The following is a 25,076-nucleotide window of genomic DNA, read 5'->3' as shown; positions in this document are numbered from 1 at the left end:
CGCGTGGTACATTACGAGAGTAAAATCGAAATTTAACAGTATTCTCTATTATGTTTTTGTGTTTGCCATGATCGTGCCGTTCCAGATGGTCATGTTTACCATGTCCAAAACGGCCAATGACTTATATTTAAATTCCATGTATGGACTTGTTCTGCTGTACCTGGGATTCGGGGCGGGGCAGGCGGTGTTCCTGTTCTGCGGATTCGTAAAGGCGATTCCTCTGGAGATCGAAGAAGCGGCCATGATTGACGGTTGTTCTCCCATTCAGACTTACTTTAATGTGGTATTTCCGATGCTCCGGCCAACCGCTGTTACAGTAGCAATCTTAAATGCCATGTGGATTTGGAACGATTATCTGCTTCCGAGCTTGATTCTTCCACAGGAAAAGGGTACAATACCCATGGTTATCCAGAACTTAAAGGGCGGCTACGGTTCTATCGACATGGGAGCCATGATGGCCATGCTGGTTCTGGCGATTGTGCCAATTATTATTTTCTATTTAAGCTGTCAGAAATACATCATCAAGGGTGTGGCTGCCGGCGCAGTAAAAGGATAAGGATAAAGGAGACACACGATGCGGGAATGTGGTATGTTGCTTCCGGTTGCCAGTCTGCCGTCAAAGTACGGAATCGGAGCATTTTCTAAAGAGGCATATGAATTTATTGATACATTGAAAGAGGCGGGGCAGCATTACTGGCAGATTCTGCCATTGGGACCGACCAGCTACGGAGACTCGCCCTACCAGTCATTTTCTGCTTTTGCAGGCAATCCCTATTTCATCGATCTCGACAGGCTGGTGGAGGAAGGTCTCCTTACAGAAGAGGAATGTGACGCCGCGGATTTCGGAGATAATCCGAGGGATATTGATTATGGAAAGATCTATTTTAACCGTTTTCCACTGCTTCGCAGGGCGTATGAGCGCTGGCTGAAGGACGGACACACAGTGGCCGAGGCCAGGGAGAAGCTCTGGCCGGAGACCGTAGAATACAGCTTTTATATGGCGGTTAAGAACCATTATAAGGGAAAGAGCTGGACGGAGTGGGATGAGGATATCCGCCTCCAGAAGCGGGAAGCTATGGAACAGCTCCAGTATGAACTGGCGGATGAAGCGGGATTTTACGCCTTCCTTCAGATGAAGTTTGAAGAACAGTGGAGCGCACTGAAATCTTACGCGAATGAAAAAGGAATCCGTATCATTGGAGATATTCCCATCTATGTGGCTTTGGACAGCGCGGATACGTGGTACCATCCGGAGCTGTTTCAGTTTGATGAGAACAGGATGCCGGTGGCGGTAGCAGGATGCCCTCCTGATGGGTTTTCAGCCACAGGACAACTTTGGGGGAATCCGCTGTACCAGTGGGAGTACCATGGTAAAACCGGATATCAGTGGTGGATGAGGCGTATGGAATACAGTTTCCGCATGTATGACGTGGTGCGTGTGGATCATTTCCGGGGCTTCGATGAATACTATTCCATACCGGCCGGGAGTGAAACTGCCATTCATGGAACCTGGGAAAAGGGACCAGGAATTGAGGTTTTCCAGAAAATGCAGGAAAAGTTTGGTAAACTCGATATTATTGCGGAAGATCTTGGATTTTTAACGCCATCTGTGTTAAAATTAGTAAAAGATACGGGATTTCCAGGAATGAAGGTTCTGGAATTCGCGTTCGATTCCAGAGAGGAGAGCGATTATCTGCCGCATAACTATACGACTAACTGTGTTGTTTATACGGGGACTCACGATAACAATACCATCCGCGGATGGTATGAGGAGATGGACGAGGCCGACAGACAGCTTTCCGTGGATTACATGAACAATGCACACACACCCGGGGACGAGATTCACTGGGATTTCGTACGCCTTGCACTGTCGAGTGTAGCGAAGCTTGCAGTGATACCGGTTCAGGACTATTTAGGGCTTGGAGGGGAAGCGAGGATTAACACGCCTTCCACTCTGGGGGAGAACTGGAGATGGCGCATGCTTTCCGGGGAAATAACTGACGAGATCGCGGTAAAGTGCCGGAAGATGGCAAAGCTTTACGGCAGGGTATGACAGGGGATGAGTATTTCTTATGGATTCTATCAATATTAAGGACATAGCCAGAATCTGCGGGGTTGGCGTAAGTACGGTATCACGTGCTATTAATAATCATCCGGATATCAATCCGGAGACGAAGAACATGATTATGCAGGCGATTAAGGAACATAATTATATTCCTAATAACAGCGCCCGGAATTTAAAACGCACGGATTCGAAGGCCATTGCGGTTTTAATCAAGGGAATCAGCAATCCGTTCTTCAACAAGATGATCCGCGTTTTTGAAGAGGAAATCCAGAAGAAGAAATACTTGTTTATCATGCAGCGTGTGGACGCCAGTGAGGATGAGGTGGACGTGGCGCTGGAACTGATTAAGGAAAAGAAGCCGAGAGGAATCGTGTTCCTGGGCGGATTTTTCTCACACAGCCGGGAGAAGCTGGAGCAGCTGACGGTTCCCTTCGTGCTGAGTACCATCGGAATGACGGATTCTCTGGAGGAATCTTCCTCCTACTCCTGGGTTTCCGTGGATGACTACGCGGAGAGTTACAAGATGACGGATTATTTATGTAAACTTGGACATAAAAAAATCCTGATTCTGGCGGCAACACAGGATGACGAGAGTATCGGAAGACTGCGTCTTGAAGGATATAAGAAGGCTCTGACAGACAATGGGATCGAGCCTGATGAGGAGCTGTGTGTGTTCTCTGATGCAGGCAGGGACTGTTATACCATGGATTACGGATTTATGTCTATGAGCCGAATTCTGAGGGAGAAAAAAGTGGATTTTACGGCGGTCTACGCAATATCGGACAGCATCGCCATAGGAGCCTGCAAGGCGATTACCGAGTGCGGCGGGAAGATTCCGGAAGATTATTCCGTGGCCGGATTCGACGGGCTCGATATCGCTCATTACTACAATCCGACGCTGACGACCATAAGACAGCCGGTGGAGGAGATGGCCGAAAGCACTATAAAGATTCTGTTTGATGTAATACGCGGGAAGGCGGGCCATCAGAAACGGGTGTTTAAGGGTGAACTGGTGGAGGGAGAGTCAACCAGGAGAGTTAAAACCGGTAAGGAATGAGTTATATATTTTTCGTGTTTTTTTTGCAGAGGAGACCGCTGTTTTTGCGGCTCCTCTGTTTTTATTTCATAGGAAAGTTCACCCTATGAAATAAAAACCCTCCGGGGGATGCGCACTCCGCGCTAAGGAAGTATGGCCGCTGAAGCGACCGCGCTCCGGCGCGAGAGTCCGGCGAGCCGGACTCTTTCTTATTGGTATAATAAAAATATGCCATGATTGGATCAGCCGCCCAGCCGCCTTTTCAGGAGTTCCAGATACGGCTCATTTATCTGACAGTTTTCGAGGGCGAAGGACTTCATGATTCTGGCAATGTCTTCTGCGGAACAGGATTCAAATACCTTGGCATACTCGGGCTGCAGGACTCCGGCGCAGAAACCGGTGAGCAGGGCGTAGTTCATGCATTTCTGGAAGGTGCCAAAGGTAAAGTTCGGGGACTCGCTAAGAAGTGACATGACGTAGCGGGTGAACTGTCCGGTAACCTCCTTGCCGGGGCAGGCGCTTCGCCAGGCTGTGAAGTTCTCTGCTCCTAGCAGGCCTTTCATGCGCTGGACATCGGCGACCGCTTTCATGTACTCGCTCCCGGGATTCAGTGTGACCCAGCCCATAGTACCGCAATCCTTATACGTCCATGTGGTCCAGTGGAGTCCCAGTTCATTGAAGGCCCGGAGCTGGTCGTCCATGGAGGCCAGACGGTAAGGGATATCTTCGCTTCCCGTGCAGTATTGGGAACCGAATTCGCCTACCCACAACGGAACCTGGTAGGTCTCGGAAAACTGCCAGCCTTCCGTCTCCTTTATATGGCGGAGCTGCTGTTCGTAATCCCAGTAGCAGCCGGCCTCGACGCGGTCGTTGTGAAGCGTCTCATATTGGCCGGGATAGGCACCGGGACCAAAGCTGGAGACGATATAATCGTGGGAGGAGTATACCAGATTATCGTCAAACGGAGCCTCCAGGCCGGAGAAATTATGGCCGTAGGAGTCGCCTTCTATGAAGATTATGTGGCGCTTGTCAATTTCTCTGATCCGGTCAACCGCAGTGTGGATGATGCGGTTAAAGACCGGATAATCGGAGGTAAAGTTTTCGTACATATTAAAAGGATAATCGCCGCTGCGGCAGCTGGAGCTTGGCTCGTTGAGAAGTTCATAGCCGGCCACGGCCGGACAGTCTTTGAAACGGGATGCGATTTCCTGCATCAGGGCGTAGTATCGCCTCTGGTAACAGGCATCGGTCCAGAACAGGGAGATTCCGCGGTCGTTGTCGCTGTGCCAGTGGGTGTTCTGCCAGCCCTGAACCGCGTGCATGTCAAAAATGACGTAAAGTCCGTGCTTTTCGCAGAGATCTACGGTCTTTCGGAGAAGGCGGAATCCCTCTTCCCTGTAGACAAAGGGGGCATCGTCGGTTTCGAAGTGCCGGTAGTTCAGCGCCAGACGCACGACCGTAGCGCCAGTAGAGGCTATAAAGGCCAGGTCATCCTCCGACAGGAAATTGCGAATCATTTCCTGAAAGAAGTAAGTTCCGTTCTCTTCTCCCAGTCTTTTTTTCATATGCTCGCGAAGCGAGATCTCGGTTCCGGGGAAACCGTTGATGAAATTCTCCATGTTCATCCAGCCGCCTACGCAAGTACCTCTCAAGTAAACGGGCGTTCCGGATTCTGTTATAATACTCTTTCCCCTGGTTTTAAGGAATTCCATACAGTATAACTCCTTTCTGAAATCAAATATTTATCTAATTTTACTATAATGGTACGAGGCGCACAAGATGAAAAAACATAAACATTGACAAAAATAGAAAAGATAATTGCTTGAAAATGGAAAATGTTGATAAAAAATCATACTTATTTTTTCTGGGGTGATGTGCTAAGATGCAATTATGTTACTGTTAGTGACCAGTAACGCAATTATAAAGTTCAGATGACGCCGGCGCCGGCAGCAGGACTTGTAAATGAAAAAATGGAGGAGTTTATCATGAGGTTAAAAAAGTATTTGGGGATTTTACTGAGCGGAATAATGGTACTTTCCATGGCGGCCTGCGCCGGAACGGATAAAGGGCAGACGGCGGCACCGGAGAGCGGACAGACGGAGGCTGCAAAGCAGCAGACAAAACAGGAGCAGACAAAAGCGGAAGCCGGAAACGGCGATATCACCAAGGTTACCATGTGGTCCAACGACCAGCATGATCAGGCGGTTTATGAGGAAAGAATTAAAGAGTTTAATGAGACCATCGGAAAGGAAAAAGGGATTTCCGTGGAGTACACAGTTTATGGAAGTGATTACTATACGACTCTCGATGTGGCTGTGACTGCCGGAGAGGGGCCTGATATTTTCAAGTGTAATAAGATTGGTAATTACGCGGAGGCCGGATACATTATGCCGTGGGAGGATGAAGCCGGATTAAAGGGGCTGGTTGACCGCTTTGCGGAGTATAACGCTCCTGGATACGGGGAATTCGGTCAAAAGACGTATTCCATACCGTTCCGTGTGACAACGTATGGTATCGCATGCAATATGGACATCTTCAACAAATACGGGCTTAAGACTCCGGAGACGTGGGATGAGATGAGGGCGTGCGCGAAGGCAATTACCGAGGGGAGCAAGGAGCAGGCGTACGGATACGCGCTGGCTATGGGATACGGATCTTATAACTATTTCTATTTGAACTTGCCAAACGCGGCCAGTGTAGGCGATGAGTATTTTAATCACACAACGGGACGGTATGATTTTGAGTCGCTCGGCGGTTTCTTTGGCCATCTTCAGGGAATCATCGACGACAAGAGCATGTTCCCGGGCTTTGAGACTATGGATGGGGATACGGCAAGAGCGCAGTTTTCGGCGGGCAATGTGGGTATGATCGGTGTCATGTCTTCGGACGTTACGACGTTTAAAAACCAGTTTCCCTGTGATTTTGAGTGGGAAGTTATTCCATATCCGGTTCAGGATGCGTCAAACCGCTACAAAGAGCCAATCGGAGTATCCATGTCCTATGTCATCAATTCCAAAGCGTCGAAGGGCGGGTATGCGGACAAGGTTGCGGAGTTTATGAATTACCTGTATTCCGATGAGGTGTTTGTGGCTACAAATGAGGCGCAGGTAGATATCAGCGTTCTGGGAGATGAGATTACCAGCAAGTCTAAGGTGGACGGCCTGGATCCCAACTGGATCAGATTCTCAGATATGGATGTATACTGCATCAAATATCCGAATCCGGATGGAGATTTATCCATTGAAGGCGACAGTTATCAGGACGTTTACAATAAGATTCTGACCGGTATTGTCACGGATGTGGACGGTGCGCTGAAGGATTTGACAGAACGCTATAATAAGGCCCTGGATGAGGCGGTTGCCTCCGGTAAGGTGAATATTAATGATTATATTGACCCGAATATTGCTGAAAAAATGAAATGGGGAAAGTAATATGAAAAAACTGCATTCCGCAAACAAGATCCAGGAAATCCTGATGATTACGCCTATGACGATCGGCTTTCTCCTGTTTTCCGTCTATCCGATTATCTGGGTGCTTCGATGGTCATTTTTCAAGTATAACGGATACAGTGAGCCGGTTTTTGTGGGGCTGGGCAACTTTATCAGGGTGTTCAGCCGGGATCCGGCATACTGGAATTCACTGAAAAATACATTTTTGATTGCCGGCATGAAGATGATATTTGAGATTCCGCTGGCACTGGTTCTGGCGGTGCTGCTGAATAATAAGATTAAGGGAAGCTCCTTCTTCCGGGTGGTATTTTTCCTGCCCTCCGTGTTCAGTATTGCGGTTGTGGGACTGATCTTCTCGATCCTGTTTGGCGCCTACAACGGAATTGTCAATGCGATACTCAAAAACATCGGACTGATTACTCAAAATATCAGCTGGTTCAGCGACAAGGGGCACGCCATGTTCGTGATTATCCTGGTGTCGCTGTGGACGACCTTCGGGCTGAATATGATCTACTTCCTGATGGGTCTTCAGAATATTTCCAAGTCGCTGTATGAATGCGCGTCGATTGACGGAGCCAATGAAGTACAGCAGTTCTTTTACATCACCATGCCCCTGGTGGCGCCGATCCTGCAGCTGGTACTCATGTTAAGCGTGCTGGGAACCATGAAAATGACGGACTTGATTCTGGTGCTGACGAATGGAGCGCCGGGAGGTTCCACCGAGGTGGTCATGACGTACATATTTAAGTATTTCTTCTCCTATGGGGAGAGTGCCGCCATGGAAGTGCAGTTCGGCTACGCTTCCTCCATGGCAGTCGTCACGGCAGTGATCCTGGGAATTGTTACACTGATTTATTTAAAGGTATCTAAGAAAATGCAGGAAGTGGAAGAATAGGAGGCGCTATGAGAACAGTCAGTAAGAGTATCTGGAAAATAGTGATCTACGCGTTTCTCCTGGTGATCGCCGTGTTTGCTCTGTTTCCGGTTATCTATATTTTACTCAGCTCCTTTAAGTCCAATAAGGAGATTCTGGTAGGGGGACTCGGCATCCTTCCGACGGAGTGGCATTTTGAAAACTATATACAGGCCTGGAAGCTGGCGGATTTCGGAAGGCTGACCTTTAACAGCATTTTCTATGCGGTTGTGGTGGTGGGCGGCTGTGTCGTTACGTCGATTACGGCCGGATACGTATTTGCCAGAGGGACGACCCGGTTCTCCAAAGTGGTGAATACCATGGTGCTCTGCTCCATGTTCGTATCCATCGGGACACTGTCGCTCTATCCGCAGCTCAGTCTGGCCAAGGTATTCGGGCTCAGCGGGACGCTGTGGGGGCCGATTATCATCCGCGTGTTTGGCATGAACGCGACACAGGTGTTTATCGCTACCGGCTTTGTGCGGCAGATATCCAGGGAGATCGACGAGGCAGCGCAGATTGACGGATGCGGCTTCTTTAAGATATTCTGGAGAATCATTTTTCCGCTTTGCAAGCCGCTGGTGGCGACGACAGGTCTGGTGGCATTTCGGACAGCCTGGAGCGACTACCTTCTGCCTTACGTATTTACCATTGCTGCAAAGGACAAATGGCCGCTGGTAGTAGGTGTTGTCAGCCTGAAGTCCAGCGGCGAGGCGGTGTCCTCCTGGAACCTGATGCTGGCGGGAATAAGTATTTCCATTTTACCGATGCTTATCGTATACTTATTCTTAAACAAGTATTTTATTTCAGGTCTGACGGAGGGCTCCGTGAAAGGATAGCGGTCTTTTTCAGACGGACGGGAGTGGGGGAAAGAGTATGTTCTATACAATCGGTTTACTGGTGGCGTTTTCTGTTATACTGCTGATCTTTGACCATAAGAGCAGGTATTCCTATTTATTTGTTCTTATGGCAACAGGGGCGACACTGGCCTTCTTTTCCATCATTCTCCATATCAATATGTTTGCCAGTTACGGGGAATATTACGGCGGAAGTATTTATTACCGGCTGGATTATATGATCTATAAGGTGATAACCGCCAGGCTGGCGCTTCCCATCGTCATGAACATCCGGCTCATGAACGTGGGGATCGCCCTGTTCCTTCTGGCTGAGACGATTTTTAACTATGAGTTTCAGAAAAACCTGGGGAGAGGGGAGCCGAAAACGGAAAAGAAGAACCGCAGGATGCGGCCGCGCTCCGGCGCACGATTCCGGCATGCCGGGCTCTTTATTCTGGTCCCCCTTCTCTCCCTGATTCTTTATGATCCGGTGACTTCCACAAAAATGTATATTTTGTACCATATCAGCGGGAATAAGCCGCTTGTGTACGCTCTGTTCTGTTTTATAAATGTTGTCTTTAAGCTGGTGGTTCTGCTGTTGCTGCTGCGTCCCATCTGTGTTCTGATCCGGTATGTGATGGTGACGTCAGTGCGGTTTTTGCGCAAACGGATACTCCTGTTTTCCATGGGGCTTCTGCTTGCCGACGCAATCTTTTATGTGTTCTTTTATATCGGGCCGTTCAGCGTGTCTGTGGATAAGGTAATCCGCAGCGGTTTCTGGATTTTTGAAAATGTCCAGGCCCGGATTCAGAAGGTCTATTTGACCGCCCCGTCGCTGGTACTGGTGGTGATTTCCTTCTGTATGTTTATCCTGCTGAGTTTCCGGATGGACATGTCGGCAACGCCATTTGTGAAGCGGAAGATCCAGAAAAATTTAAACATTATGAACGAGGTGCTGGGAGAAACGCTTCATTCTCAGAAAAATCTCTTCTTTTCCCAGCAGATTCTAATCACGAAGATCGAAAATAAGGTGGAGGATAAGGAGGCGATACCGGAAATCGGGCGTATGAGAAAGCTGATCGACGAGTCGCTGGGGCGGACGACGCAGATGCTGGATGAATTGAAAGAGATTAAGTACCACTACTTAAATAACAGCGTTACCAGCATCATCGATGAGGCGTTGAATGAGGTTACGCTGCCTTCTTACATCACGGTGGAGTGGAACAGTGAGGGGTACGAGGATATCTGCGGAATGTACGACCGGTATCATCTGTGCAAGGCGCTTGTTAATATTTTGAATAATTCGGTGGAAGCCATTGAACAGTCGGGAAAGGAAGAGGGGAAAATTACAATCCGGCTGGAATTTCTGTTCCGGTGGCTGATTATTATGATCCAGGATAATGGGAAAGGAATCCGTTTCCGTGACCGCGGCCGCGTATTTTCGCCGCACTATTCCGGAAAACAGGGGAAGATGAACTGGGGGTTGGGTCTTCCTTACGTATACAAGGTGATCAGGGCACATTTGGGGCAGATTAAGATTGACAGCAGATACGGAGTGTATACGTCGGTGTTTCTTCTCCTGCCCATGAGCAGGGAGGAGAAGGCTGGTCCTGCATTGCATAATGCAGTGCCAGTGCCTCCGAAGGCATTGGCGCCTGGAGACACCAAGTAAAAGGGGGAGGAAAATGGAGAAGATCAAGCTGGTCATAGCGGATGATATGGAGGAGATCAGAATTCATCTGGCGGAGGAGATTGCTGCCCACTCGGACGATATCGTGGTGGTGGGGCAGGCGGCTACCGGTCATGAGGCATTTATCATGGCGGAACGGCTGCTTCCCTCTGTTGTTCTCATGGATATTCAAATGGAGACCAGAACCTCCGGCATTACGGCAATCGGCAAAATCCACGAGCGTTATCCGGGGGTGAAATGCATCGCGCTGACCATTCATGAGGACGAAGAATTTATATTTCAGGCATATCTGGCCGGAGCAGTCGATTATATCATAAAGACCAGCTCGATTGAAAAGATAGTCAAATCCATTCACGATGTGATTGACAATAAGCTTCTGGTCCGACCGGAGGTGGCGAAGAAACTGATCGACGGGTACCAGAGAGTCTACGAGAAGCAGAGCCGGTTAAAGGAGACCTTTCAGGTCATGCTTCTTATTAATACGACGGAATATGAGATCCTGAAAATGGTGTATGAAGGTTTTACTTATAAGGACATTGCATCAAAGCGATTCGTGGAGGAAACCACGATACGGTCCCAGGTCAACCATATCTTAAAGAAATTTGGCAAGAAGCGGATGAAGGATGTGGTGGCACAGTTAAGGGAACTGAATATTTTTGACGAGTGATTCTACTAATAGAAATGGGGATGGATAACGATGGAATACAATATATTTGGCAGGACCGGCATGAAGGTGTCGGATATCGGATTCGGCGCCTGGGCGATTGGCGGAAAAGGCTGGGGTGATGGAAGCAGCGACAGGGATGCGGTCGAAGCTTTAAATGTTTCATGGGAAAAGGGAGTCAACTTATACGATACATGCGACGCCTATGGAGATGGGCACAGCGAAATACTGATCGGAGAGTTTTTGAAGGGACGAAGAGAGGCGTCCGTTATCGTGACCAAGGGCGGTACGAACTACCGTCTGCCGGAACGCAGCAAGAATTTTAACAGAGATTATCTCATGATGTGTCTGGAGGAGAGTCTGGGACGGCTTCAGACGGATTATGTGGATGTTTATCTCCTGCATGTCCCGGATGCGGATTGGCAGGACAGAGCCGCGGTACTGGAGACGCTGAAAGAGATGAAGCAGTCAGGAAAGGTGCGGTTTGCAGGACTGGCGATGTGGGGAGCAGGAGATACGATGCACGCTCTGGAACGCGACCATGACCGCGTGATCGATGTGCTGGAATGCCCGTTTAATATCCTGAACAAATCCAATCTGGAGGTCGTGAAGCTGGCAAAGGAGCGGAATATCGCGGTGATGACCAGTCAGCCGCTGGCCAGCGGAATACTGACTGGAAAGTACCGGGAAGGCGCCCGTTTTGCGGAAGGCGACAACCGGAGAGGATTCTGGTCAGAGGAACGTTTTGAGGCGGTAAGACCGGATATGGAGATTGTGGAGGCGTGTACCGCGGAGACGGGGCTCTCCATGGGGCATCTGGCGCTGGCGTATAATATGACGTATCCGGGTATCAGCTGTGTGATTCCGGGAGCGAAAAATGCGGCCCAGGCCCTGGATAACGCAGCGGCCACAGGACTGCGTTTAAGCAGTGAGATTATGGAGCGCTTAAGCAGTACAAAAGGCTTTGTTTTTTAGTCTGGTGCCGCAAAAGGCCTGAGGGAGACTGTCATGAAGAAAATAATTTTGCGGGAGGGCTGGCTCCTGAAGCGCTTTCCCGCGGGAACGGAGTATCGACCGGAGGAGTTGGAAGCAGCTTTTAGAACGCCTGGCAGCGGGAAGGACCGCAGCTTTTCAGTCAGGGATTTTCCGGAGCAGGTACACGATGTGCTCCTGGATTACGGCGTGATAGAGAACCCCAATGAGACGGGGATTAACCGTGATTTGTGGATTGATGAGTACGACTGGGTATACCGGCTTGAATTTACCGGCGGTACGTTTGCGGGAGCGGGGGGATCAGTTTATCTCACTCTGGAGGGAACAGATACCTTTGCTTCGGTCTATTTAAATGGAACGTTAGTTGGCACATGCTGCGATGCATTTCTGGATTACCGGTTTCCGGTGGACGGAGTGAAGGCGGAAGAAAATGTGCTGCTTATCTGGTTCCGGTCTGCAAAGGAAAAAGTGAATGGGGTCAGGCTTCCAAAACGGTATGAGGGGCGTGTCCCCGCTATCTCCGCAGTGCGGGCATTCCGCTCCGGTTTTCATGAGTACTGCGGCCCGGTTCCGAGCCTGATCCGGTGCGGGCTCTATGGTGATGTGACTCTGGCGCGGGAAGATCCCCTTCTGTTTGATGAGGTGACGGCGGACAGCAGGCTTTCTGAAGACGGGGAAACAGGTATGGTTACGGTAACAGCCTCTTTTCTGGGGGATTTGGAGGAGTACCGGGGAGAACTGCTGCGGGCCAGGATTCTTGATGGGGACGGCTGTGTGAAAGCGGAGGAAATACGGCCAGTCATGAAGCGGTCTGAGACTGTGGAACTCATGGTAGCGCATCCAAAACTCTGGTGGCCGTGGACAATGGGCGAACCGTCGGTATACCGGCTGGAGCTTACGTGCGGCAGCGGGACAGCGGATTTATGCAGCAGCGGGACAGCGGATTCTGTGGAAAAGGTGATCGGATTCCGCAGAATATCCATGGTGGGAGATATGGATTTCCAGATCAATGGAAAGCCGCTTAAGCTGTGGGGGGCCAATCTCGTCCACCCTGATACACGGAGCAACCGTTACCGCCCGGAGGTGATGGAGCGTCTGTTTAATCTGGCGGAGCTGGGGAATTTCAATATTCTGCGGGTCTGGGGGGAGAGCGAACGTTATCCTGAGGCATTTTATGAGGAGTGTGATAAACGGGGGATACTTATCTGGCAGGATTTTTATCTCTGCTATTCGGCATACCCGGAGGAACCGGAGTTTCTGGAACTCTGCCGCAGAGAGGCAGAGCAGATGACGAGACGGTTGAAATCCCATCCGTCCATACTTCTCTGGTGCGGCGGTAATGAGACGCTCTTATCGAGAGATTATGATAATCCCGGCGGTCCCTGTTTTGGTGAGGAGATCGTTTGCCGTGTATTTCCCCAAGTATGTGCGGAACAGGACCCGGATCGGTACTACCACCCGTCTTCTCCGTGCGGCGGGGACTTTGCCAATGATCCCTCCGCGGGAGATACTCATGGCTACACCCATCTCTGGTTTGTGCCAGGGAGGGAATTCCCCGTTTTCTTAAGTGAAAACTGCCGGGTCTCTACACCATCCATGAAGTCCATGAGACGGATGATGAAGCCGGAGGAACTCTGGCCCCCGGGATATACGGGGCGTGTTAGCCGGAGGCAAAGAAAAGAGTGGCCGGAAAGCTGGGAGCTTCATAATACGAATCAGGGCGTTATAAAGCTTGGACCTGTGGAACATTATTATGACGCGGGGACGGCAGAGGAACTGGTCTATCGGATTGGCGCCGCTCATGCGGAGTATATTCACGGGCAGGTATGCCGGTTTCGCAGGGGCTTCCGGGGAGATGAAGCGTCTTCCACCGGCACAGTCAGGAGAACGAAGGGCCATATACTCTGGAAATTTAACAATAACAGCAATATCATTTCCTATGGAATTGTGGACTACTATCAGGAGCCCTACTATCCCTATTACGAGCTGAAACGGTGTTACTCGCCATTTCTTGTGTCGTGTGAGCTGGGGGATCATGGGTACATCTGGGTGACGAATGATACGGGGGGCGCCGTAAGCGGACGTCTGGAAATATTTCTGTTTGACATAGTAAAGAATGAACGGCAGGCGGTATTTTATGAGGATTTTCAGGCGGAACCGGATGAATCGAAACCGGTCTGTACGATTGACCGGTTTGGTCAGTTCAAAAAAAGCAATCTGGTCTGTGCTGTCGCATATTCCGAGGAAGGCAAAATTCTGGGAATGTGTGCGGAGCCGTGTGAGATTGAACGAAGAATGGAGTACCCGGAACATACGGGGCTTCAGATCAGGCAGGAGGGAGATGACCTTGTCATCACTGCGAGCCGGTTTGCCAGATGCGTAGAACTGACCGGGGATGAGGACGGCGATGAATTTGGCTGGCTGTTTGAGGACAATTACTTCGATTTGCTCCCCGGAATGGAAAAGAGAATCCGGGTTCTGGGGCGCCATGAGAGGGGAACGGTGAAGGCGAAAGCCATCTATGATGACGATGAGGGGAAAACAGAATATCAATCTTTGGGGTTAAAATGGAACGGTTTATTTAAGTATATTTTACCGTAAAATAAAGTAAATGGCAAGCGAAAATTTTGGAGACTATTATTGTATCATTAGTTGGAAAAGAGAGGAGGCTAAGTGGAGATCACGAAAGAGTCAAGAGGGGTACAATTCCTCTCATGTCTAAAGATATGAATTTCCATGTACATTTTATGAAAAGAGAGATTGAGGAGTACAGGAAGACTCCGGTGAGATATGACTGTGATGTGGTCGTCTGCGGAGGCGGAACTGCAGGCTTTACGGCGGCGCTGGCAGCAGCCAGAAACGGAGCGGACACCATACTGGTGGAGCGGTTTGGCCATGTAGGGGGAACTCTTGTGAATGGGGCCGGACCGCTGCACAGCTTTTTTAACCTGTATAAGGCCTATGCGGATGCGGCAAAGACTCAGGTGGTTCAGGGAATTCCGCAGGAAATTGTGACGCGCATGATGGAGGCATCGGGATCACCGGGGCATCTGGAACAGGATAAGGGCGGGAACTACGATTCTGCTATTACACTGATAGACTGGGAAATTTTTAAGGATGTTGCATTTACCATGCTGGAAGAGGCAGGTGTGAGGATTCTGCTTCATACGGTGATCGCAGATGTGATAAAAGACGGCGGGCGGCTGGAGGGAATTATCATCGAAGGGAAATCCGGAAGAGAAGCCATACTTGCCCGCACTGTGATCGATTCCACCGGCGACGGCGATGTGGCGGCGCTGGCTGGAGCAGGATTTGTTAAAAAGCATGATACAACCTCGGTGGGAATGCCTTTTGGCATGACAAATGTGGATATGCCCCGGCTGGTGGAATTCTGCCGGGAGAAGGGCCTTGTCAACCAGCTGATCGAGGGGGACAAGGGGAGCGTGACCGACCATGTGATACGGCTTGGCTTTGAACTGAAAAAGGTGCCTGAATTTACGGAGTTTATGGAGCGGACGGGGATGTGGGGACCCCTTGGTTTTTCTCTTCATGAGGGAGAATTCACCTACATCAATTCGGCGGCGCTGCCCAGTGTGGATACCACCGACACGGAGGCTTATTCAAAGGCGGAGATCGCGCTCCGCCATCAGATTATGAAACTGGCGGCGATGCTGAAACAGTATATTCCGGGCTTTGAACACGCTTATGTGAGTTGGACGCCGGCCAGTATCGGCGTGAGACTTACAAGAATCGTGGAATGTGAGTATGACCTGTCCCTCGAGGAGATTGTATCAGGAAAACGGTTTGGGGATGAGGTGTATTTATATGGATTCCATGACTGTGCCCCAAGAATTACCATTCAGGAAGGCGGATATTACGGTGTTCCATACCGGGCGCTGCTTCCAAAGCATGTGGAGGGACTGCTGGTGGCGGGAAGATGCATTACCAGCACCTGGGAGGCACATATGTCCACGAGAAATACCGTGTCCTGTATGGCTCAGGGCCAGGCAGCAGGAACTGCGGCGGCGCTGTGCGTAAAAGAAAATATCCTGCCGAGAGATCTTAATGCGGAGAAACTGCGAAAAACGCTGAGGTCGCAGGGGGTATTTTTAGGTGATGCTACATAAGAAAGGAGAACAGGGATGAAAATTAAATTACTGGAGCCTATAGGGGGTCCCGCGGAAACAATCGAGGAATATGCCCGGAAGCTGACGGAGATGGGGCATGAGTTTGAGTGGTTTGACACCGTGACGACAGATCCGAAAGAGCTGGCTGTTCGATCTGCAGGGAGTGATGTTGTCATGATAGCCAATCATCCCTACCCGGAATCGGCGATTCTGTCTGATCCGGATTTAAAGATGATATCCGTGGCATTTACAGGAATTGACCATGTAGCAGCGGATATTTGCAAAGAAAAAGGAATCATGATCTGCAATGCGGCCGGTTATTCCAATCAGACTGTGGCAGAACTCGTCATCGGGATGGCAGTGAGCGGACTTAGAAATATAAGGAAGGCGGATATCCAGCTTCGCAAAGGCGGGACAAGCGCGGGAATCGGCGGTCGGGAGATCTGCGGCAGAACGGTGGGAATCATCGGTCTGGGACGCATAGGCCTGATGACCGCAAAGCTGTTCCTGGCATTTGGGGCGAGAGTGATCGCCTATGGGAGAAGCCGCTCGGAAGAGGCGGAGAAGATGGGGATTACCTACTGCTCCCTGGAAGAGGTTCTGGCGGAGAGCGACATTGTGTCACTGCACCTTCCGCTCAATGGAGAAACCAGAGGCTTTCTGAATGCAGACCGCATCGCACTTATGAAAAGAGATGCCGTGTTTATTAATTGTGCCAGAGGTCCGATTGTGGATAATCAGGCACTGGCCGACGCATTGAATGAAGGGCGTCTCGGTTATGCGTGCCTTGACGTCTACGATATGGAACCGCCGCTTCCGGAAGATTATCCTTTGCTGTCCGCAAAGAATACGCTGCTGACACCTCATCAGGCATTTATTTCGGAAGAGTCCATGCTTCGGCGGGCGGAGATCGTGTTTGAAAATGTCTTTGCCTGGCTGGAGGGGAAGCCTCAGAATGTTTGTAAGATATAAATTTGCCAGGAAAATAAAGGAATTATAAAAAATGCAGGCTGATGCAGATCGGCCAGATATGTATAATTTTCCGCATATTGACATCTCTTTCAACGTAGAGAGGATCTCTGCACAGATATATTTCTTATCCAGTTAAGCGCCAGAGCAGAAAAAATTCTAATTGACACGATGGAATAGATAGGTTTATAATAAAGGTACAAAAGGCAGTCCACTCCACAGAGTGGCTTCCATGCGATTAGTTGCTATTAAAAAATAGTCACTTACCTTTGGAGGGAGGGTGACTATTTTTTTGTACCATTTTTTCTATCTATGTAAACGAGAATAGCAATGATAAGCATTGCTGCATTTATGATAATCATAAATTCTTCATATGTAGACATCATATAGAACCACCTCCTTTCGGATAGGCATGACTAAAGACGATGATAGAAGATAGAATAAAAAAATCGAATGGTATAATACGCATTCATAACGTGGAGACAGCGGTCTATAGAAGCCGCTGTCTCCACGTTTTTTATGTGAAAAATATCATACCTCAGCTATCTTACAAAATGTAAGCATATATAAGCTTATAAACTTGTGACATGTGTGCAAAATAAAGCGCTTGTGTTTGTGAAAAAGGTAAAATAACATAATAAAGCACCGAAAATGGAAAATTAATATTGCATATTGCATAAAAGTATAGTACCATGTAACTAACAAAGGAAATAAAATGTATGCATATAAAATGACCGTATCATGAATGAAGTAAGAGGAGGGGCTTATGGAAAAATTAAAGGCAAAGGAGAAGGACAGGCGGATCAAGCGAAGCACGATTGAGGTGGCGGCCGAGTACCTGATTATAGCGATTCTGGCGCTGGCGTTTATCGTTCCGTTTATCTGGCTGATTCTGAGTTCTTTTAAGACGAGTCAGGATTTATTCCGGACACCGCCGAAGTGGCTGCCTGAAACATGGACGATAGGGAACTATATCCAGGGATTTACCGGATTTCCATTTCTCAAGTATCTGGGAAATACGCTGTTTATCATTGTATTCAACGTGATCGGCGGACTGTTCTCCAACTCCCTTGTGGCCTATGGATTTTCCAGAATCAAATGGAAAGGAAGAAACGCGGTGTTCTATCTGGTGCTGATGACGATGGTTCTGCCGTTCCAGGTAACCATGATTCCGTTATTCCTGATGTTTCAGAAGCTGGGCTGGATCGGAACCTTTCTTCCGCTGATCGTTCCGTCGTTCTTTGGTAATGCCTTCTTTATCTTTCTGCTGCGGCAGTTTCTGATCGGGGTACCGTATGATATCTCGGAATCCGCCAAGATAGACGGGGCAAGCGAATTTACTATTTTTTACCGGATTATTATCCCGCTGGCGAAACCGGCGCTGACGACGGTGGCGATCTTTACCTTTATGAACTGCTGGAATGACTTTATCGGACCGCTGGTATTTTTGACGGATAACAAGCTGTATACCCTGTCCATCGGAATTCAACAGCTGATGAGTACGAACGACCCAAGGTGGCCTCTGGTTATTGCGGTTGGAGTGTCGATGACACTGCCGATGCTGGCTATCTTCTTTATCCTTCAGAAATACTTTATCGAGGGAATTTCATTTTCCGGTATCAAGGGGTAATACCGGATTGGATGCGTGAGAGGTGACACGCAGAGAGGAGTAAGATATGAACAGGAAAAAAACAAGGAGCAGATCGAAGACGGACAGACGGAGTCTTCTGACGGGCCTGGCGTTTATCAGCCCGTGGATCGTGGGATTTTTATGCTTTACTTTATATCCGATCATTAATTCTTTGCGGTATTCGTTTACGAACTATTCCGCACTTAAGGCCCCCAGATTCGTAGGCTTAGATAATTATAAGACGCTGTTTACCAGCGATCCTCTGTTTATCAAGTCCATTATGAATACGGGGTATATGATGCTGGTGGGCCTTCCCGTAATTATTATCGTAACATTTATCATTTCGGCAATTGTAAATGACCGGAGACTGAGAGGCGTTTCTTTTATCAGGACATTATTCTTCATGCCGACGCTGGTGCCGATGGTTGTGCTCTGCATTCTGTGGATCTGGCTCCTTAAGGACAATGGGGCGGTAAACCAGGGACTTGCACTGATCGGGATCGACGGACCGGGCTGGCTGGCCAGTCCGCGGTGGGCGAAGCCGGGCATGATTCTGATGAATTTATGGTGCTCCGGCAACCTGATCATTATATTCCTGGCCGGTCTGCAGGATGTACCGACGAGCCTTTATGAGGCAGTGGAGATCGATGGAGGCAATATCTTACATAAGTTCCGGTATATTACCATTCCTTTTATGAAGCCGATTATCGTGTACAATGTGGTCACTTATATGATCAAGCTGCTGCAGCAGTTCACGGAATCCTTCGTTATGACGAACGGAGGTCCCAATGATTCGACGACCTTCTTCGGATATTATCTGTATAACAATGCGTTTAAGTTTATGAAGATGGGGTATGCATCCGCGATGGCCTGGATCATGCTGGTGGCTGCGATGATTTTGACCTTTGTCATGCTGAAGGTAACCGGTTTTGGCAAAGAAGAGTCTTAACATATTTAATAAGAAGGAAGAGAGGTAGAAAAATGGGAAGCGTAATAGAAACAAATGTAGTGTGTCAGATTGGACTGGTAGTCAATGATGTGGAGAAGACAGGGCAGGCCTTTGCAGATTTCTTTGGAATCGAGAGGCCGGAGATTGCGGATTCCGGCCCTGATGAGATCGTAAAGGCGGAAGTTTACGGGGAACGTTCCACGGCCTCCTGCAAGATGATGTTTTTCGATACGCCAACGGTCCAGATTGAGCTTATTGAACCGGATGAGAAGCCCAGCGCATGGCGGGATATTCTCAATGAAAAGGGGGAGGGACTTCATCACATCGCCTTCCAGGTAAAAGATGCCGAGGGCAAGATAAAGACTCTGGGTGAAAAAGGATTTCCGCTGATGCAAAAGGGCAATTACGGAAATGGTTCGGGAATGTACGCCTATATTGATGCAAGAAAAGATCTGAAACTGATTTTCGAGCTTCTGGAAAGCTTTTAAGAGAAGGAGATACGAGATGGAGAAGAGAAAAGGAATCATTAATCCCAAGACCTGCTGTCAGGTAGGACTGGTCGCCAGGGATATTGAAAAGACGGCGGCGCTGTACGCGGAAGTGTTCGGAGTCCCCATGCCCGAGATTAATTCGATGCCGCCGGTGGAGGTGGCGCAGACGAAATTCCGGGGAATCGCTTCCGGCACACAGGCCAGGCTATGCGGATTTGACATGGGTCAGCTGTTCCTGGAGATCATGGAGCCGGATGAATGCGACAGCTCCTGGAAGGAAGCTCTGGGGGATAAGGAGGTGGTGTTCCATCACGTGGGCTTTATGGTCGATGATCTGGAGGAAGCCGTTGCATTTTTCGAAGACAGGGGCTGCCCGGTCAGACACCATGGAAAATATCCGGGAGGCGAGTATCTGCTTCCGGAGTCCATGGAGAAGTATGGAATCCTGTTCAATTTAAAATATGAGCCGGAAGGCTGAAATGAATCATTAAAATAAAAAGGAGGAGCATTTCATGAGAAAAAGAGGAGCAGCACTGGTTCTTACAGCGGCAGTGGCGTGCAATCTGGCCGGATGCGGCGGTACAGCGGCCACAAAGAATGAAACCACAAAGAGCGATACCGCACAGAGTGAGACCACGAAGGAGGCCGGAGCACAGACGGAGGAGAGCAAATCGGAAGCAGCGCAGACGCCGGCGGAAGGAGAGGTTGTAATCAAATACTGGTATCCGTGGGGTGGAGATTCGGAGACCTGGGATCTGTGGCGTATCGAGGAATTTGAAAAGAACAATCCGGGCATAAAAGTAGAAGCTACGTATGTGCCGCCGGATGCGGGAATTACCAATGGAAAGCTGATGGCGGCCATCGCCTCCGGCAATGTACCGGATGTCATCTGTGCACCGAACCTTCTGACCTATCCCATGGCGGCCCAGGGCGCCTTCGAGGACGTATCTGCGGCTATGGAGAAGCTTGGCCGATCCAGAGACGATTACCAGCCCAGCGTTCAGAGCCTGATGGATATCGATGGAGCATGGTACATCATGCCGATGGAGACGGACACGCAGATGCTTTTCATTAATAATGAAAAAGCGGCTGCGGCCGGCCTGGATGTGAGCAATCCGCCGAAGAGCATATCGGAACTGGATGAGTGGGCGGATAAGATGACGGTGAAGGAAGGCGACGACTATACGACAATGGGCTTTATCCCATGGATTGACGGCGCGGAGACCGACGTTTACAATCAGGCATGGTACTTTGGCGCTCAGATTTATGAGGACGGGAAGATCAACCTTACCGATCCGGACCTTGTCGAGATGATGAACTGGCAGAGAAAGTATGCAGAAAAATATAACCCGGAGAAGATTAAATCCTTCGCTTCCGGTTTTGGAGGCGCATTCTCACCGGATCACGCGTTCTTTACGGGAAAAGTGGCTATGACGATGAATGGAAACTGGTTTAACAACGCGATCAGGCAGTATGTGCCGGATATGGACTATACGGTAGTGCCGATGGTAGTAAGCGACAGCCATCCGGAGCTGTACGGCGGTTCCGTTTTGGGCGTCAATACGTACTGCGTACCTAAGGGTGCGAAGAATATCGATGCGGCTGCCCGGTTTGTCGATTACATTGCCAACGCATATATTGCGGATGACAACAACAAGACATGGTACAGCACACCTACCAGAAAAGACGTTATCGACGAGCTGACGCTGGTAAAGGAGAATGACGAGCGCTATTCAGTTATCAAGAATATGGTCTTTAACGAGCACTCCAATACCCCGGCGCTGTGCAGCATTCGAAGTGTCATGGGGCAGGAACTGATCTCCGTCCGCGACAAGTGTCTTTATGAAGATAAGGACCCGGAGCCGCTGCTGACGGATCTGCAGGGAAGAATGGAAAAAGAATTGCAGAACACGCAGTAGAGCAATGTTTAAATAAGCTCTGGTGAAAACGGGGCTGCTGCACGGAATCAGTGCGGCGGCCCGTTTGTTCGCGGATGGAGGCAGAAGCTATGGATGTATTGGTATCGGGGGCGCTTATGGGACTGGGCGCCGCATTATGCAGAAAATTTTTAAGCGAGGGACACCGGGTTTTCGCAGGTGTGCTGCAGACAGATGATTTGATGGAGCTGGAAGAACTGAAGGGCGATCCCCGGCTGATTCCCGTCTTGCTGGACGTTTCGGATAAAGACAGTATTGAGGCGGCGAGAGCGGCAGTCGGGAAATACACGGACCGTCTGGATATCTTGATCAATGTGGCCGGAGTGCTCTTAAACAGGGAAGGAACCATTCTAATGGACCGCTATGAGGAGCTGGAGAAGACCTTTAAAGTAAATACCATAGGTCCTGTCTATATTTGCAGCCGCTTTTTCGACCTGTTGGCGGAGAGTGGGGGAGGAACCGTGATTAATATTTCGTCTGAGGTGGTCTCGATTGACGGAGTGGGGCCGAAGTACGCGGCCTATTGTATGAGCAAGACGGCAATTGCACAGTATGGCTTTATACTGAAGCAGACGGCTGCTGCGCTGGGTATACCGACCCGCGTCTTTTCCGTTCACCCGGGGCGTATGAAGACTGCCATGGGTGCGGAGAACGGCCAGATTGAGGCGGCGGAGTCGGCCGAAGGCATATATCGTCTGGCGGTAGGTGAAGTGCTTGCGGATAACAGGGAAATCTATGTGGATTACCGTGGAAACGCTATGCTGCATCAGACTGGAAGAAAGGAGTGACAGGATGGGATTTAAGGATGGATTTGTGTGGGGAGCGGCAACGGCTTCCTATCAGGTAGAGGGGGCTGTGACGGAAGGCGGCAGAGGCTTAACCGTCTGGGATGAATTTGCCCGCATGCCGGGAAAGACATTTTCCGGGCACACGGGAGATGTGGCGGCGGACCACTATCACCGCTATGTGGAGGACGTGGCGATTATGAAGGCACTTGGGTTAAAGGCCTACCGCTTCTCCGTGGCCTGGAGCAGGATTCTGCCGCAGGGATATGGGGCGGTGAATGAGGAAGGCCTCCGCTTTTATAAGAACCTGGTGGATGAACTCGTTAAGAATGGGATTGAGCCGTATGTGACACTGTTCCACTGGGATCTGCCATACGGGCTTTACCGGATCGGCGATTGGCAGAACCCCGCGATCACAGATTATTTTGCAGAGTATGCGCGGATCGTGGCGGAGTATCTGGGCGATAAAGTGAAACATTATATTACGTTTAATGAACCTCAGTGTTTTATCGGTCTGGGCCACGTGACCGGCGAGCATGCCCCGGGAAATATCATGTCCCGGAGAGCCGTTCTGGAGATGGCTCATCATGTGCTTCTTGCCCATGGAAAAGTCACAAAAGTATTGAGGAAAGTGGCTCCGCATGCTAAAATTGGGTATGCGCCGACGTGCAGCGCCCATTATCCGGATACGCAGAAACCGGAGGATGTGGAGGCTGCGAGAATGGCAACTTTCGATATATGTCCGGATCCGGATAATTTTATGTGGAATATTCCCTGGTGGAGCGATCCTGTTCTCTTCGGGAAATACCCCGAGGAAGGGGTTCGCCTGTACCGGGATATCATGCCGGAGATCGGGGCAAAGGACATGGAAGTGATCTCTGAGCCGATCGATTTTTACTGTCAGAATATCTATAACGGGAGCGCGGTATGCGCGGATGGAAACGGCGGATACCGCTATGTTCCGCGTGAGCCGGGATACGCCCGCACATCCATCGGATGGCCGGTGACACCAGAGAGTCTGTACTGGGGTCCCAGGTTTTTATATGAAAGATATCAGAAGCCGTTTTATATCTCAGAAAATGGAATGGCGGCTCACGACAGTGTTTCACTGGATGGAAAGGTTCATGATCCGAACCGGATCGATTTTCTGCAGCGGTATCTGCGCTGCTTAAAGAAAACGGCGGAGGAAGGGACTCCTGTTGAGGGATATTTTTTGTGGTCCCTGATGGATAATTATGAATGGTCAAAGGGTTACTCTGAGCGTTTTGGAATCGTTCATGTCGATTACAAAACACAGGTGAGGACTATCAAGGATTCCGGATACTGGTACAGAGACGTAATTGCCGGCAACGGTGTTCATTTGTGATAAAAGGTTACTGTGCACAGCGTGAACCGTAACGATAAAAGAGATTGTCAGAACCCAGGGGGTACGAAGATGAGGACAACACAGCAAGACATAGCAGATTATTTGAAAATATCCAGACTGACTGTTTCCAAGGCGTTAAATTATGCCTCGGGAGTCAGTGAGGAGACGCGGAACCTGATTTTGAGCACGGCAAAACAGCTCGGATACCGTCATATTTCTGAGAGACAGATGCAGGAGGCTGAAGTCCCTTCGGAACAGGAGGGAAATGTGACGATGTCGGATTTAAAACAGATTTGCCTTTTTTCAAACTTAAACTGTACAACGGACTCTTACTGGGCGCCTGTCATCAGCGGAATGGTCAGGACTCTGACGAAACGCGGCTATAATCTGAATCTGTGTTTTCTCGATCTGTCGGAGGATACGGATTTTGAGTTCCCGATTAACTTTAATCCCAGGACGGCCAGCGGAATCATTCAGCTGGGGAATTTTAAGAAACACCATATCCGCCGGATCAGGGAGTGCGGACTTCCGGTGGTGGCTGTGGATACGGTAGAAGACGCGTGGGCGGAAGGGCTTTTCTCCGATGTTATCATGGGCGTAAATGAAGAGCCCATGAAGGTGCTGATCGGCCATCTGGCAGATCTGGGACATACGAGAATCGGTTATGCCGGAGCCATAAACGGTCAGCTGACGAATAAGGAGCGGTGGCAGGGCTACCGCCGGGGGCTGGCGGCCGCGGGTTTAAACGTGGGATCGGAGGACTGTTTTATCGGAGAGTTCCAGGAGATCGTACAGAAGATTGAGGCAGAGGAGCGGCTTTCGCATTTGAAGAATTTCCCTACAGCGGTGGTGTGTTTTAATGACGTGCTGGCCATTTCCTTGATGCGGTATTTCCGCGCAGCGGGGGTAAAGGTGCCGGAGATGGTGGCTGTGGCCGGTTTTGATAATCTGAGCGAATCACTGGCCGCGGATTTGACGACGGTGAGTGTGAACCGGGAAGAGCTGGGGATGAGCGCTGCGGAGACGATCCTGTGGAGAATTGAGAATCCGGAACGCCCGTACCGGGTGATCCGGATATCGGGGGCGGAATTGATCGTTAGAAACAGCACGGGTGTAAATTCGCCTAATATAGCCCTCGCTACTTCTTAAGCGTGGGGGAAAGAGAAAATAGAACTC

Annotated in this window: 22 protein-coding genes; 20 read left to right on the top strand and 2 right to left on the bottom strand. The window is 49.7% G+C overall.

Annotated features, from left to right (window positions below; all coding sequences use genetic code 11):
- The 3 genes from ACLTD4_RS17805 to ACLTD4_RS17795 form a co-directional block, all read left to right on the top strand.
- A partial coding sequence (locus ACLTD4_RS17805) for a carbohydrate ABC transporter permease (protein ID WP_412331451.1) occupies positions 1 to 556 on the top strand: 556 nt, incomplete at its 5' end.
- An 18-nt stretch (positions 557 to 574) separates the two neighbouring features.
- Complete coding sequence (gene malQ, locus ACLTD4_RS17800) at positions 575 to 2,053, top strand: 4-alpha-glucanotransferase (RefSeq protein ID WP_055653362.1); 1,479 nt, start codon at positions 575 to 577, stop codon at positions 2,051 to 2,053.
- 19 nt (positions 2,054 to 2,072) lie between these two features.
- Positions 2,073 to 3,122, top strand: a complete 1,050-nt coding sequence (locus tag ACLTD4_RS17795; protein WP_117622066.1) for a LacI family DNA-binding transcriptional regulator — start codon at positions 2,073 to 2,075, stop codon at positions 3,120 to 3,122.
- A 221-nt stretch (positions 3,123 to 3,343) separates the two neighbouring features.
- Here the strand turns inward: ACLTD4_RS17795 and ACLTD4_RS17790 are convergent, their stop codons facing one another.
- A complete protein-coding gene (locus tag ACLTD4_RS17790) occupies positions 3,344 to 4,813 on the bottom strand; it encodes a glycoside hydrolase family 5 protein (RefSeq protein ID WP_117622067.1) in 1,470 nt (489 codons plus the stop codon).
- Positions 4,814 to 5,086: 273 nt separating this feature from the next.
- On the opposite strand from ACLTD4_RS17790, the gene ACLTD4_RS17785 reads away from it, so the two are divergent.
- The 9 genes from ACLTD4_RS17785 (at position 5,087) to ACLTD4_RS17745 (ending at position 16,745) form a co-directional block, all read left to right on the top strand.
- Complete coding sequence (locus ACLTD4_RS17785; RefSeq protein WP_172683601.1) at positions 5,087 to 6,532, top strand: ABC transporter substrate-binding protein; 1,446 nt, start codon at positions 5,087 to 5,089, stop codon at positions 6,530 to 6,532.
- Position 6,533: 1 nt separating this feature from the next.
- A complete protein-coding gene (locus ACLTD4_RS17780) occupies positions 6,534 to 7,445 on the top strand; it encodes a carbohydrate ABC transporter permease (protein ID WP_070102342.1) in 912 nt (303 codons plus the stop codon).
- A gap of 8 nt (positions 7,446 to 7,453) precedes the next feature.
- Positions 7,454 to 8,302, top strand: coding sequence for a carbohydrate ABC transporter permease (locus ACLTD4_RS17775; RefSeq protein ID WP_117622068.1), 849 nt, complete (start codon positions 7,454 to 7,456; stop codon positions 8,300 to 8,302).
- A gap of 37 nt (positions 8,303 to 8,339) precedes the next feature.
- Entirely contained in the window at positions 8,340 to 9,971 is a 1,632-nt protein-coding gene (locus ACLTD4_RS17770; protein WP_117622069.1) for an ATP-binding protein, read from the top strand.
- A 13-nt stretch (positions 9,972 to 9,984) separates the two neighbouring features.
- Positions 9,985 to 10,656 (top strand): response regulator transcription factor, encoded by a 672-nt coding sequence (locus tag ACLTD4_RS17765; protein WP_055653368.1) that lies wholly within the window; start codon positions 9,985 to 9,987, stop codon positions 10,654 to 10,656.
- 30 nt (positions 10,657 to 10,686) lie between these two features.
- Positions 10,687 to 11,628: an aldo/keto reductase gene (locus ACLTD4_RS17760; RefSeq protein ID WP_117622070.1), complete on the top strand. Its 942-nt coding sequence runs from the start codon at positions 10,687 to 10,689 to the stop codon at positions 11,626 to 11,628.
- 33 nt (positions 11,629 to 11,661) lie between these two features.
- Positions 11,662 to 14,247, top strand: a complete 2,586-nt coding sequence (locus ACLTD4_RS17755; protein ID WP_117622071.1) for a glycoside hydrolase family 2 protein — start codon at positions 11,662 to 11,664, stop codon at positions 14,245 to 14,247.
- Positions 14,248 to 14,360: 113 nt separating this feature from the next.
- Entirely contained in the window at positions 14,361 to 15,773 is a 1,413-nt protein-coding gene (locus ACLTD4_RS17750; RefSeq protein ID WP_243008236.1) for an FAD-dependent oxidoreductase, read from the top strand.
- 15 nt (positions 15,774 to 15,788) lie between these two features.
- Positions 15,789 to 16,745: a 2-hydroxyacid dehydrogenase gene (locus ACLTD4_RS17745; protein ID WP_117622072.1), complete on the top strand. Its 957-nt coding sequence runs from the start codon at positions 15,789 to 15,791 to the stop codon at positions 16,743 to 16,745.
- 281 nt (positions 16,746 to 17,026) lie between these two features.
- On the opposite strand, the gene ACLTD4_RS17740 is transcribed toward ACLTD4_RS17745, so the two are convergent.
- Complete coding sequence (locus tag ACLTD4_RS17740) at positions 17,027 to 17,125, bottom strand: putative holin-like toxin (RefSeq protein WP_278245202.1); 99 nt, start codon at positions 17,123 to 17,125, stop codon at positions 17,027 to 17,029.
- Positions 17,126 to 17,508: 383 nt separating this feature from the next.
- Here ACLTD4_RS17740 and ACLTD4_RS17735 point away from each other — a divergent pair, with 383 nt between their 5' ends.
- The 8 genes from ACLTD4_RS17735 (at position 17,509) to ACLTD4_RS17700 (ending at position 25,049) form a co-directional block, all read left to right on the top strand.
- Positions 17,509 to 18,372: a carbohydrate ABC transporter permease gene (locus ACLTD4_RS17735; protein WP_055653372.1), complete on the top strand. Its 864-nt coding sequence runs from the start codon at positions 17,509 to 17,511 to the stop codon at positions 18,370 to 18,372.
- A 46-nt stretch (positions 18,373 to 18,418) separates the two neighbouring features.
- Positions 18,419 to 19,321 carry a carbohydrate ABC transporter permease gene (locus tag ACLTD4_RS17730; protein WP_055653373.1) on the top strand — a complete coding sequence of 301 codons (903 nt, stop codon included), beginning with the start codon at positions 18,419 to 18,421 and terminating at the stop codon, positions 19,319 to 19,321.
- A 32-nt stretch (positions 19,322 to 19,353) separates the two neighbouring features.
- Positions 19,354 to 19,809 carry a VOC family protein gene (locus tag ACLTD4_RS17725; protein ID WP_117624456.1) on the top strand — a complete coding sequence of 152 codons (456 nt, stop codon included), beginning with the start codon at positions 19,354 to 19,356 and terminating at the stop codon, positions 19,807 to 19,809.
- A 16-nt stretch (positions 19,810 to 19,825) separates the two neighbouring features.
- Positions 19,826 to 20,290 (top strand): VOC family protein, encoded by a 465-nt coding sequence (locus ACLTD4_RS17720; protein ID WP_055653375.1) that lies wholly within the window; start codon positions 19,826 to 19,828, stop codon positions 20,288 to 20,290.
- Positions 20,291 to 20,324: 34 nt separating this feature from the next.
- A complete protein-coding gene (locus ACLTD4_RS17715; protein ID WP_117624457.1) occupies positions 20,325 to 21,731 on the top strand; it encodes an extracellular solute-binding protein in 1,407 nt (468 codons plus the stop codon).
- An 89-nt stretch (positions 21,732 to 21,820) separates the two neighbouring features.
- Positions 21,821 to 22,537: an SDR family NAD(P)-dependent oxidoreductase gene (locus ACLTD4_RS17710; RefSeq protein WP_181988579.1), complete on the top strand. Its 717-nt coding sequence runs from the start codon at positions 21,821 to 21,823 to the stop codon at positions 22,535 to 22,537.
- A 4-nt stretch (positions 22,538 to 22,541) separates the two neighbouring features.
- The gene (locus tag ACLTD4_RS17705; protein ID WP_412331450.1) at positions 22,542 to 23,900 is read left to right on the top strand and encodes a GH1 family beta-glucosidase; all 1,359 of its coding nucleotides are present in this window, start codon (positions 22,542 to 22,544) and stop codon (positions 23,898 to 23,900) included.
- 69 nt (positions 23,901 to 23,969) lie between these two features.
- Complete coding sequence (locus ACLTD4_RS17700; protein ID WP_055653379.1) at positions 23,970 to 25,049, top strand: LacI family DNA-binding transcriptional regulator; 1,080 nt, start codon at positions 23,970 to 23,972, stop codon at positions 25,047 to 25,049.
- The last annotated feature ends 27 nt before the right edge of the window (positions 25,050 to 25,076 follow it).

It is taken from the genome of Hungatella sp., from assembly GCF_046966825.1.
This window is presented reverse-complemented; position numbering and strand designations above follow the sequence as displayed.